This window comes from Rhizobium sp. 01T417, assembly GCF_056398905.1.
On the sequence record NZ_JBFTQH010000002.1, the window covers coordinates 85,820 to 97,592 of the forward strand.

Consider the following 11,773-nt stretch of genomic DNA (forward strand, 5'->3'; position numbering starts at 1 on the left):
AGCCTCTGCCGTTACGCCCTGTCCGCGGGATAGGGCGTACGGACAAGCAGGATCAGTCCCGCCGCCAGGAAGAGCACCAAGGTTGCCATTCCAAGCCGCGACGAGCCAGTCGTGAAGGTCACGATGGAAAAAAACAGCGTTGCCATGAAGCTGGTGGCGCGCCCCGAAAGCGCATAAATGCCAAAATAGCGGCCGGCCTCGTTCAGGCTCACGCTTCGGGCGAGGTAGGAGCGCGACGACGCCTGCACCGGACCGAAGGCAAGGCCGACCAGCAGACCATAGGCAACATATGCCTTCTCCGCTGCCGTACCGAAGAGGCCGCCGGAATCTGCAGTTGGCAGCGCAAGCAAGCCAAAGAGCGTGTATCCCGGCCATGTCGACACGATCCCGATGGTGGCAAGCAACAGCATCGCCAGACTGATTACGATCGTCGATTTGGAGCCGATGCGCCGATCGACCCTGCCCGCAATGAAGCAGCCGAAGATCGCAACGACATTGAGTATGATCCCATAGATTCCGATCTCGACCGTTGCCCATCCAAACATACCGGCGGCAAAGGCACCACCGAGTATCAGCAGTCCGTTGACGCCGTCCTGATAGATCATGCGGGCGATCAGAAAACGAACGATGCCACGACGACGCTTGAGCTCGCCAAGCGTGCTTTTCAGCTCCGTAAGGCCGGTGCGCACAGCGGCGCCAAACGAAAGGCCCTTGCTGACATCAGGCGTGAGAAAGAACATCGGAAGAATAAAGATCAGGTACCAGATGGCCGAGATCGGCCCGGTGATGCGGGCATCTTCGCCCTGGTGCGGATCGAGGCCGAACAAGGGCTCAAGACCAAGAATTGTCTTCCCTGATTGGGGGCTTCCCGCAAGCAGGACCACGACCGCGATCAGGACGATCATCCCCCCGAGGTAACCCAGGCCCCAGGCCGTATTCGACAGTTTGCCGACCTCTTCCTTGCCGACGAGCCGCGGCATCATGGAATCGTTGAAGACGATGGAGAACTCGGCGGCGACCGAAGCCAGGATCATGAATGTCATGGGGTAGATCAGAGGCGAACCGGGTGCGGCGAACCAGAGACCGAAGAGACTCGCAATCTTGATGACGGCGAAGAAGGCGATCCACGGCTTTCGCGCGCCGGACTGATCTGCGATCGACCCCAGGACAGGCGACAAGATGGCAATGATCACCGAGGAGATCGTCGCCATGTTGCTCCACATCGTCTGGGCCGATACCGGATCGTCTGTCAGACGCGACACGAAGTAAGGGCCGAAAATGAAGGTCGTCACAACAGTGAAGAACGGCTGAGCTGCCCAGTCGAAGAGCATCCAGCCCCAGATGCCCTTCTCCGATGCTCTAGCCGGCTGAGTTCCCGTCCAGTCGATGCGATTCACAGTCCGCTCCTGATTTCGAGCGGAACTGTCTCACCTCGCTCCGTCTCGCGCAAGGTCAGTCAACAGGCCTGCAGCCACGGTAATCCGGGCAAGGTTCGGATCGCCGCTGTCACTCAACCCCGACAATTCCTCGGCAATCCGGTTGATCCTGATGCGATCGCCGGCGTGCCAGGCCTGGACGGGAAGCTTGTCCTTCCCATGGTTTGCAAGCGCCGAAATCACGATATCGCGCCTCGCGCTTGCGATCTGGTCGATGCTGCGCGCCAACGCCAGATTTTCGTAGTGGTCGGCCGTGACGATGCGAGATCCGGCGGCGAGCAACCGTCCGATCCGGAATGTCTGGGAGACGGCGAAATAGCTTTCCGCAGCACGCGCCAGCGGCTCGCCCGTGCGTTCGGCGATCTGCATGATCTCGGGTACCAGCGCAAAGCCGAGTAGCCCCGAAATCTCGGCGGCCAGCTTATCCGGCACGCCAGCCTCGCGATACTCCTGCTGACGTGCCTCAAGCTCGGGCACTGTCTGGTTGGCGAATATCGGCTTGAGCTTCTTCAGGGCTGCCTGAAGCCTCTCAATAGTGGTGGCGATATCGCCCTTGGCCATCTGTGTCTTCAGAAGGAGGCGCGTCAGGACGGTGAAGGTGTGGCTGATCTCCTCGTAGATGCGGTTCTGCATCTGGCCGCCAATCCTGCCGTCCAACGCATCCGTGTCCGTCCAAAGGCGTCCGAGATCGAAGCCATCACGGGCAATGATTGCCGCCCGAACGACCTCCGGCGCGGATGCCGCCGTGGCATCCATCATGCTGACGGCGAAGCCGGGGCCGCCGCGGTTAATGGCTTCGTTGGCGAGCACCGTGGCAATGATCTCCCGTTTCAGACGATGGGCGTCGATATCGGACGCGTTCGTCTTGCGCATCTTCGCAGGGAAGTAATTGGAAAGCGTTGCGGCGAAATAGGGATCATCAGGCAAATCGCTGGCCGCCAAAGCGTCAAACAAGACGATCTTGGCATAGGAAAGCAGGACGCCGATCTCGGGTCTCGTCAGTGGCCTGCCTGCTGCATAGCGCTCGGCAAGGACGGTGTCGTCGGGTAGCGTCTCGACCTTCCGGTTCAACTGCTTGGCGCCTTCGAGCACCGTCATGAGCCGGGCAAGTTCCAGCCCGTTGGCTGTACCCTTACGCTCGGTCAGCGAAATCGCCAGAGACTGCAGATAGTTGTTCCGGAGCACAAGCTTGCCGACCTCGTCGGTCATTGACGACAGCAGCTGGTCGCGCTTCGCCCGTGTGAGACGGTTATCGTGCATTGCCGCGGCAAGAGCGATCTTGATGTTGACCTCGACGTCCGACGTGTTGACGCCGGCCGAATTGTCGATTGCGTCGGAATTGCAGCGCCCGCCTCTCAGGCCATAGGCGATACGTCCCTTCTGTGTGACGCCAAGATTCGCGCCCTCGCCGATCACCTTGGCGCGCACGTCTTCCGCCGCGACACGAATAGGGTCATTGGCGCGATCGCCGACCTCGGCGTCTGTTTCAGACGGCGCTTTGACGTAGGTGCCGATACCGCCGAACCACAGCAAATCGACGGGGCTCTTCAGAATGGCCGTCATGATTTCGAAAGGCGTCGCAACGGCCTTGTCTATACCGATTGCGGCTACTGCCTCCGGCGTCAGCGTCACGGACTTCGCCGATCGCGAAATGACCATGCCGCCTTTCGAAAGGACCCCCTTGTCGAAATCCTGCCAGCTCGATCGGGCCAGATTGAAAAGCCGCCGGCGCTCGGTAAGCGTCTTTTCCATATTCGGGTCGGGGTCGATGAAAATATCACGATGGTCGAAAGCGGCGACCAGCCGGATTTTTGGCGACAGCAACATGCCGTTGCCGAACACATCGCCGGACATGTCGCCGACGCCCGCAACGGTGAACGGCGTGGTCTGGATGTCGATGTCCATTTCGCGGAAGTGGCGCTTCACGGTTTCCCAAGCACCACGGGCGGTGATGCCCATCTTCTTGTGATCGTAGCCAGCCGAGCCACCCGAGGCGAAGGCATCGTCCAGCCAGAAGCCGGCCTCCTGGGCGAGCGCGTTGGCGGTATCCGAGAATGTGGCCGTCCCCTTGTCGGCGGCCACGACAAAATAGGGATCGTCGCCGTCAAGCCTTACCGTGTCCTTCGGCGGCACGATATCGGCGCCACTGATGTTGTCGGTGATCGACAGCAGCGTGCGGATATAGGTTTTGTAGGCTTCGCGGCCGGCGTTGAAGATCTCGTCCCGGTTACCGCCGATCGGGAGCTTCTTCGGATAGAAGCCGCCCTTTGCGCCGACTGGCACGATGACGGCGTTCTTGACCTGCTGTGCCTTCACGAGCCCGAGGACTTCGGTGCGATAATCTTCCGCACGATCGGACCAACGCAAGCCACCGCGCGCCACCTTGCCGAACCGCAGGTGCACGCCTTCGACTTCGACACCATAGACGAACATCTCGCGGAATGGTCGGGGTTCCGGCAACCCGTCGACCAGATTGGGATCAAGCTTGAAGGCCAGCATCGCTTTCGGCGAGCCGTCCGGATTGCGCTGGAAGTAGTTGGTTCTCAGGGTTGCGTCCACGACGTTGACGTAGCGCCGCAGGATCCGATCGTCATCGAGGCTCGGCACGTCGGAGAGTGCTGCTTCGATCTTTTCGTGCTGTTCGCTTGCCTTCTTCATCCGCGCCTTGTCGGTGATCTTGGGATCAAGCGTGTCGTGGAACAGCCGAAAGATCATCGCCGCGATTGCCGGGTATTTATCGAGCGTCGTTGCAATATAATCGAGCGAATAAGGGATGCCGGCCTGGCGCAGATAGCGTGCGTAGGCGCGAAGAACGCTGGTTTCGCGTGCGGTCAGGCCCGCCGAGACGATCAGCCGGTTGAAGGTGTCATTGTCAATCAGCCCGCCGAACGCTGCAAGGAAGGCTTCTTCCAAGGTTGCTCCGTGGCGGTGAAGGTCGATCTCGATACCGCCTCGGGCCTCGAGCTCCATGTCGTGCAGCACGACCAGCTTTTCCGAGCCGCCGGGTAGGGTGACATCAATATCGAATGTTCCTTCGCTGATGACATTAAAGCCGAGGTTTTCAAGCAATGGCACGCGGCGGGACAAAGCGAGCTGGCCGCCGGAATGGAAAATCTTCAGGCACAGCAGTTCGATCCCATCCTTTTCCCGCGTGTAGAACGCAATACGGATTGGTTCGCCAGCCGCGCAGGCGGCGATGTCCTCGAGATCATAGTAGGTCTCTTCCGGCGGGAAGAGATCCTGGAAGGCATGGCTTACCTGCAGGCGCGGCGCCTTCGGTCCGGCAAGCGCCTCGAAGCGGTCATCCCAGCGCGCGGTGATCGCGCGGATGGCCTCCTCCAGCTTTGCCTGTGGCACGCGTGGGGTTTTGCCTCCGGACCGACCGATGATGAAATGGACGCGCGCAACTCCGCCTTCGGGGAAGGCCGGGTAGTAGGCCGAGACACGGCCGTCATAGACGGTCTTCAGATAGGCTCCGATCTTCTCACGCACGATCGAATCGTACTCTTCGCGCGGCACATAGACGATCACGGAAACGAAACGATCGAAGTGATCGATGCGCGGCAGCGCCCGCACGCGCGGCCGATCGGCGAGATCATTGATCTGTTCGGCAAAGCTCGCCAGAAGCGTCGTATCGATCTGGAAGAGGTCGTCGCGCGGATAGGATTCCAGCGTGTTGTCCAGCATGCGGCCGGAGTGGCTCATGGGGTCAAAGCCGAAATGTTCCTTCACTCGTTCGATCTTGGAGCGGAGCAACGGGATATCGCTGGCGAGCGACGTGTAGGCAGTGGAGGTGAAGAGACCGACGATGCGCAACTCGCCGGTCACATTCCCGTTGGTATCGAAGCGCTTGACACCGACATAGTCCATATAGGCGCGGCGATGGACAATCGACTTGACGTTGGCCTTAGTGACGATCAGGAAATCCGGACCATCGAGGAATGCCAGAATTTCAGGCGTGGTCGTAACGGCGTCCCTGCCGGTGCGCAGAACGAGTACGTCTGGGTTGGAGAGAATGCCGAGACCGGTGCCCTTGTCGCGCTCAACCTTCGCGCTCGCGCCCTTTCCGGAATAGACATATTCGCGCATTCCGAGGAAGGTGAAGTTCGCGTCGCGCAGCCACGTCAGGAAGGCAAGCGCTTCATCCCTTTCCGCTTTCCGGCGGCTGGCATTGTAAGCGGAAAGCTCATCGATCACGGTTCCGAGCTTGTCCAGCATGGGCCTCCAGTCGGAAACCGTCACGCGCACCTGCTCGACCACCGTCTTTATCCGCTTGACGAGGTCTGCGGCCTGGGCTGTCGTTAGAGGGGCAAGATGCAGCTGGATATGGCTGACGCGATTGGCCGGCTCGCTCGGGAGATCGGCGGAGTAAAGTTCCGGCGCCTTGCCATCCTCCATCACCAGGATCGGATGCACGGCCATGTAGAGGTCGCGATAGCTGCTGGTAACTTCGCCCATTACCGATTCATACAGGAACGGCATGTTGTGGTCGGTGACCGTGAGAACGGATACGGCAACGCCGTCGGGCTCCACATCGGCGATGGTCTCGATGGTGATCCGTGCCGAATTGCTGCCCCAGGCCGCGAGCTCCTTGGCGGAATGGATGGCCGAAAGCGCCAGCATCTCCGGTGTGTAGCGTTCCAGGTCGTCGCCGCTGGCGCGACCGAACAGGAACTCGGGATTGAGGTAGGCTTCCCCCGTTGCCGTCGCGATCTTGGTCGCGCTCTCCAGTTGTTTTTCGCGCTTCGGATTGTTTCGGCCAGCCATCGCAGATACTCCTCATCTCCTCGATTTGGCGCAAGTTAGCAGAAGATTTGACGAAAGAATCTCTAAAAGACGGCATCCCGAGGCAGCTTTCATGCGTTTTTGGCCGCCGGGACGCAAATTTTCGAAAGATTTTTGGTTTGCCGTAAGTACGTGGAAATTCTTGAGGGGCGACGTTGGCATGCCTGCATGAAGGGCAGTTGACAGTGAAGCTGCAAAAAGGGGATCAACACTCATTGGAAGCCGAGTCGAGCATCATGTCGGAAAATGCCGCAGGAACTGTCATCGTTATCTCTAGCCACGTTGTGCGCGGCTCCGTCGGAAATCGTGCAGCGGTCTTTGCACTAGAGACGCTTGGTCACCAGGTCTGGGCGTTGCCGACGATCGTGCTTCCGTGGCATCCCGGTCACGGTCGGTCGACGCGGCTAACGTTCACCGAAAGCGATTTTGACGCGGCTATCGACGATCTCATTCGCGCGCCTTGGATCGGCGAGGTGAAGGCGGTTCTTTCCGGCTATTTCGGCAATGCCGCGCAGGCGCGCTCGGTTGCTCGGCTCGTGACGGCTTTGCGCGAGCACAAGCCGGACCTGCTCTATGTTTGCGATCCGGTCATGGGGGATCTGGGTGGTCTCTACGTACCACAGGCAACGGCGGAGGCGATCAGGGATCATCTGATACCACTGGCTTCGCTTGCGACGCCCAATCGATACGAACTGGCCTGGCTTGTAGGTGCCCCGCTGGAGGACAATACGGCGATTATGGACGCCGCCCTGTCGCTGGGGCCCTCCCGCATGCTGGTGACGTCAGCGGTGCCGATGATGGCCGGCGGCACAGGGAACCTCTATCTTTCGGGGCGTCATGCGCTGCTGGCGGAGCATCGCCTTATCGACAAGCCGCCGAATGGTCTCGGAGATCTACTTGCCGCGCTGTTTCTGTCGCGACTTCTTTCCGGCATGGAGGACGAGAAGGCGCTTCAGCTTGCAACGGCAAGCGTCTACGAGGTGCTTGCCCGCGCCGTAAAGCGGGGCAGCGATGAATTGACGCTGGCAAGCGACTCGTCGAGCCTGGCAACGCCGATGGCGATGGTCCAGATGCGGCGCTTGATGCATCCGGCGCAAAGGCGCAAAAGCTGACGACGCTTCCTATCTTGCAGTGCGATATTGATCTTGCCGGGCGCAAGCTGTAATCGAAGATCATGCAGCGTTTTCCAAACACCCTTCTCGACGGTTATCGCAACTTTATGAACGGGCGTTACACGGACGCCCGTGATCGCTATAAAGCGCTGGCCGAGCACGGCCAAAACCCAAGTACGCTGGTGGTCGCATGTTCGGATTCGCGCGCTGCGCCCGAGCTGATATTCGATGCCGGTCCCGGCGAACTGTTCGTCATCCGCAACGTGGCCAATATGGTGCCGCCCTACGAGCCGGACGGCCATTTCCATGCCACCTCGGCTGCGCTGGAATTCGCGGTTCAGGCCTTGAAGGTTACGGACATCGTGGTCATGGGTCACGGGCGCTGTGGGGGCATCAGGGCCGCTCTCGACCCAAGTGCCGAACCCCTTTCACCCGGTGACTTTATCGGACGCTGGATGTCGCTCGTGAAGCCTGCCGCAGAGCAGATCGGCGCCAACGATGTCATGACGCCTTCCGAGCGTCAGACCGCGCTCGAGCGCGTATCGATCCGCAACTCCATTGAGAATCTCAGGACCTTCCCGAACATCAAGGCATTGGAGGAGGAAGGCAAGATCGCGCTTCACGGTGCCTGGTTCGACATCTCGACCGGCGAACTCTGGGTGATGGATTCCGAAACTCGCGACTTCATTCGCCCGGACGTCTAAGCCCAAAACAAAAAAAGCGCCGAAGTTCGGTTCGGCGCTTTTGGCTTACGCTACGCTGTTCTCAATTTCCGTCTATCTGCTGTCCAATGTAGGCGATCGCCTGCTGATAGACCGTCGCCGCGTTCCAGCCGGCGATGGCCGCGAAGTTGGGCTCGCCCGGCTGATAACCCGCACCGGCCTGCCAGCCATGGCCCTTCAGGAAGTTGGCAGTCGAGGCAAGCGCGTCAGCGCGAGAACCGACCATATCGACGCGGCCGTCGCCGTCGCCATCGGCGCCGAAGCGCACGACATTGCGCGGCAGGAACTGCGTCTGGCCGATTTCACCATGCGCTGCTCCACGCGCCTGCGTATTGAGATAACCCTCAGAGACCAGCTGCAGCGCGGCATAAAGCTGGTCGGTGAAATAGTCGGAGCGACGGCAGTCATAGGCGAGCGTGGAGACGGCCGACAGCGTATGCTGGTTGCCCATGTAGCTGCCGAATCCGGTTTCCATGCCCCAAATCGCGATCAACGGGCCGGCAGGAACACCGAAGCGACGCTCGATCGATGCAAAAAGAGCTGCATTGGAGCGCTTCATGCTCTTGCCGCGCGAGATGATCGCGGCACCACCGCGCTTCTGCATGAAGGCATCAAAGGAAAGCTTGAAGCTCTTCTGGCCGCGGTCGGCGGCAATGGTCGGCCTGTTGTAGGAGACGTTTGCGAAGGCGCGATCCAGAACCGAGGGGCTGACACCGTTTGCAACGGCTTCTTGCTTGAACTCGTCCACCCAGGCGTTGAAGCCGGCGCCGTTGTTGCCGCACTGGGCTGCCGTGGCGGCTGCAGGAACTGCGTGGAGCATGCAGGCGGCGGCAGCTGCCAGCAAAAATTTCGTCATGCGCATGGAGATATCCCGATCTGACTGGCCTTCAAACCGGGCCAGCGGCCCCGCTTTCGGCAATATTGTCACCGTCTTTGATTTGGCAAGCGCGGGAAGCCGAAACGACCAACCCGCGCCAAGAAAAGCCCTTACCTTATTTAGCCGGGCTTAACAAACCATAGTTAACAACTGGTTCAGGCTGCCTGCTTGCGCGGCTTCACAAGTCCGCGATTGACAAGCAACTCGGCGATCTGGATCGCGTTCAGAGCGGCACCCTTGCGGAGGTTGTCGGAAACCACCCACATATTCAGGCCGTTCTCGACCGTCGCGTCCTCGCGGATGCGCGAGATAAAGGTCGCGTCTTCGCCAGCGGATTCGTAAGGCGTGATGTAACCACCGTTCTCGTGCTTGTCGATGACGAGGCAGCCGGGAGCTTCGCGCAGAATGTCGCGTGCCTGATCGGCCGTGATCTCGCTTTCGAATTCGATGTTGACCGATTCAGAGTGGCCGATGAAGACTGGAACGCGAACTGCCGTGCAGGTCACCTTGATCTTCGGGTCGAGCATCTTCTTGGTCTCGGCGAGAACCTTCCACTCTTCCTTCGTGTAGCCGTCTTCCATGAAGACGTCGATGTGCGGGATGACGTTGAAGGCAATACGCTTCGTGAACTTCTTGTTCTCGATCGGATCCGCGACGAAGACGGCGCGCGTCTGGTTGAACAGCTCGTCCATACCGTCCTTGCCAGCGCCGGAAACGGACTGGTAGGTCGAAACGACGACGCGCTTGATCTTGGCGAAGTCGTGCAGCGGCTTGAGAGCGACGACAAGTTGCGCAGTCGAGCAGTTGGGATTTGCGATAATGTTGCGCTTGCTGAACTGGGTTACGGCGTCCGGGTTCACTTCCGGAACGATCAGCGGCACGTCTGCGTCGTAACGCCACGCCGAGGAGTTGTCGATGACAACGCAGCCCTGGGCGCCGATCTTGGGCGACCACTTCTTGGAAACTTCGCCGCCGGCCGACATCAGGCAGATGTCCGTGTCGGAGAAATCGTAATTCTCGAGGTTGGCGACCTTCAGCGTCTTGTCGCCGTAGGACACTTCGGTGCCCTGCGAGCGCGCGGACGCAAGCGCCACGACTTCATCGGCAGGAAAACCGCGCTCGGAGAGGATATTGAGCATTTCCCGGCCAACATTCCCGGTCGCTCCCGCAACTGCAACTTTAAAACCCATTTCTCAAGCTCTCTTTCTCTTCTCTCCTCTTGTCCGGTGAGGGGGAAAGCGCGCAAATATCGCGGCTTCCTTGTCCCCAGCCGGGCCGGGGAGAGAGCGGCAGGCCAGAGACGTCAGACGGTTTTCGTCGTCGTTTTGGCCTTGGTTTTGGAAGAAACCGGAACGGCAATATCCATCCCGGCACCTTGTGCCCGGTCATTGCATGCAGCAATTGCGTGTGCGTCGCGAACCATGGATATTCCTTTTCCGCCGTTGCTCTTAGAAGGTTTTCCACAGGAGTCAAGGTTTTTGCGATCAGATGCGGCGGCGTGGCGGCGGACTTGCGATCTTCCAGCAGCCTGATGCCACCGCCGTCTAGCGCCGATCCCGCGAGCGATCGATGCGGACAGGAACCGGCACCAGCGTTCGGTTGGGCAACCTGTTTCGGCCGCCTGTCTCGAGCTTGCGCTTACGCTCAAGATGGTAGGCGTAGGCAAACTGGATGGCGATGCCGATAACCACGAAGACCGGGCCGACGATCCGGTCGTGGTTGTTGATGTAGAGCACCACCTGGCCAACCATCGCCAGAATGGTGCCGGCGACAAAGATGTTCAGCGAGTGGCGGCCGAGAATGGTCAGCGGATTGTCTGCGGACCGGCGAAGCAGGCGCGAGATTGCCGGAATATTGATGACGAGATACGTCAGCGCCAGAACGTGCAACAGTCTTGGCAGGGACAGGAAAGTTTTGTCGAAACCGGTCAGCACCGGCGGCAGACCGAGCGCTGCCAACGCAGTCCCGAAGCTCCAGAGTTGACCGACCACCCAGGCGAAGGACAATGCGACGTAAGCGGCGGCAGCAGCAAAAAGGACCGGGTGCTGCGGCAGTTTGCCGCCGCGGCAGACATGCATCATACCGACGATGCCGATCGTGAAGAGGAACTGCCAGGACAGTGGATTGAGGAACCAATAGCCCTCGATCAGCATGTTATGGGGCGCAATATCATAGGTGCCTGCAAAGAGCCAAACGGTGCCGGAGACGGCCAAAGCGAGAAGAGGGCTTGCCGCGTTGAGCAGAAGGATGACTGGCACCATCAGCATCAAGGCCCCATACATCGGGAGGATGTTGTTGTAGCCGATCTGATGTCCCAGCAGCACGAGCGAGGGAATACCAGCCTTCAGATTGGTGAGGACGGCAAGAATGTTGATCTCGCACAGCAGGCCGGGGCGGTGGAAGACCCAGGCGCCCGTCAGGAACAAGGCAAGCGTCATGAACGTCGTTATCATGTGAGCCAGGTAAAGAGTGAACGCCCGCTTCGTGGCCTTCACTGCTGTCTGGAGCCACGCGCCTGGCTCAAACCGCGTGCCGTAGGCCAAGCCGACGGCAATGCCTGAAATCAGGACGAACGCCTCGGCGGCATCCGAGAAGCCGAAATTCTTGGTTGTAAAGTTCTCGAAAATCTGACCGGGAACATGATTGATGAAAATCGTGATGAGCGCGAGCCCGCGCAGAACGTCCAACCGCGTATCGCGTTTCGCCGGCGCTACCGTCACAGAACTCTGCTTGGCGCCGATCGGTGCCCCGCGCGCTATTGCCATGGAATTCTCCTGCTCTTCCGATATGCAAACACAGTTGCGGCCAAAAGGGTTCCCTTTTGGCCGCAACGAATCGCCG

8 protein-coding genes are annotated in these 11,773 nt (G+C 59.8%); 2 read left to right on the forward strand and 6 right to left on the reverse strand.

Going from position 1 to position 11,773, the window contains the following annotated elements:
- Window positions 1–11: 11 nt before the first annotated feature.
- Both AC1DPR_RS02610 and AC1DPR_RS02615 read right to left on the reverse strand, forming a co-directional pair.
- Window positions 12–1,397, reverse strand: a complete 1,386-nt coding sequence (locus AC1DPR_RS02610; RefSeq protein WP_113469665.1) for an MFS transporter — start codon at window positions 1,395–1,397, stop codon at window positions 12–14.
- A 30-nt stretch (window positions 1,398–1,427) separates the two neighbouring features.
- Window positions 1,428–6,203 carry an NAD-glutamate dehydrogenase gene (locus tag AC1DPR_RS02615; RefSeq protein ID WP_477815717.1) on the reverse strand — a complete coding sequence of 1,592 codons (4,776 nt, stop codon included), beginning with the start codon at window positions 6,201–6,203 and terminating at the stop codon, window positions 1,428–1,430.
- A gap of 254 nt (window positions 6,204–6,457) precedes the next feature.
- Between AC1DPR_RS02615 and pdxY the strand changes: the two genes are divergently transcribed.
- Together pdxY and AC1DPR_RS02625 are read left to right on the forward strand one after the other, a co-directional pair.
- Window positions 6,458–7,333 (forward strand): pyridoxal kinase PdxY, encoded by an 876-nt coding sequence (gene pdxY / locus AC1DPR_RS02620; protein ID WP_018858930.1) that lies wholly within the window; start codon window positions 6,458–6,460, stop codon window positions 7,331–7,333.
- Between the two features lie 62 nt (window positions 7,334–7,395).
- Window positions 7,396–8,037, forward strand: a complete 642-nt coding sequence (locus AC1DPR_RS02625) for a carbonic anhydrase (RefSeq protein WP_018858929.1) — start codon at window positions 7,396–7,398, stop codon at window positions 8,035–8,037.
- A 61-nt stretch (window positions 8,038–8,098) separates the two neighbouring features.
- On the opposite strand, the gene AC1DPR_RS02630 is transcribed toward AC1DPR_RS02625, so the two are convergent.
- The 4 genes from AC1DPR_RS02630 to AC1DPR_RS02645 form a co-directional block, all read right to left on the reverse strand.
- A complete protein-coding gene (locus AC1DPR_RS02630; protein WP_018858928.1) occupies window positions 8,099–8,917 on the reverse strand; it encodes a lytic murein transglycosylase in 819 nt (272 codons plus the stop codon).
- A 170-nt stretch (window positions 8,918–9,087) separates the two neighbouring features.
- A complete protein-coding gene (locus AC1DPR_RS02635) occupies window positions 9,088–10,122 on the reverse strand; it encodes an aspartate-semialdehyde dehydrogenase (protein ID WP_018858927.1) in 1,035 nt (344 codons plus the stop codon).
- A gap of 113 nt (window positions 10,123–10,235) precedes the next feature.
- Window positions 10,236–10,487, reverse strand: coding sequence for a hypothetical protein (locus AC1DPR_RS02640; protein ID WP_051085612.1), 252 nt, complete (start codon window positions 10,485–10,487; stop codon window positions 10,236–10,238).
- Window positions 10,477–11,697 carry an OpgC family protein gene (locus AC1DPR_RS02645; protein WP_477815718.1) on the reverse strand — a complete coding sequence of 407 codons (1,221 nt, stop codon included), beginning with the start codon at window positions 11,695–11,697 and terminating at the stop codon, window positions 10,477–10,479. The genes AC1DPR_RS02640 and AC1DPR_RS02645 overlap by 11 nt, the downstream gene beginning before the upstream one ends.
- Window positions 11,698–11,773 lie beyond the last annotated feature (76 nt).

Coding starts and splice junctions, on each gene's coding strand:
- pdxY (WP_018858930.1), top strand. CDS start 6,458: ATGTCGGAAAATGCCGCAGGAACTGTCATCGTTATCTCTAGCCACGTT.
- AC1DPR_RS02630 (WP_018858928.1), bottom strand. CDS start 8,917: ATGCGCATGACGAAATTTTTGCTGGCAGCTGCCGCCGCCTGCATGCTC.
- AC1DPR_RS02615 (WP_477815717.1), bottom strand. CDS start 6,203: ATGGCTGGCCGAAACAATCCGAAGCGCGAAAAACAACTGGAGAGCGCG.
- AC1DPR_RS02625 (WP_018858929.1), top strand. CDS start 7,396: ATGCAGCGTTTTCCAAACACCCTTCTCGACGGTTATCGCAACTTTATG.
- AC1DPR_RS02635 (WP_018858927.1), bottom strand. CDS start 10,122: ATGGGTTTTAAAGTTGCAGTTGCGGGAGCGACCGGGAATGTTGGCCGG.
- AC1DPR_RS02645 (WP_477815718.1), bottom strand. CDS start 11,697: ATGGCAATAGCGCGCGGGGCACCGATCGGCGCCAAGCAGAGTTCTGTG.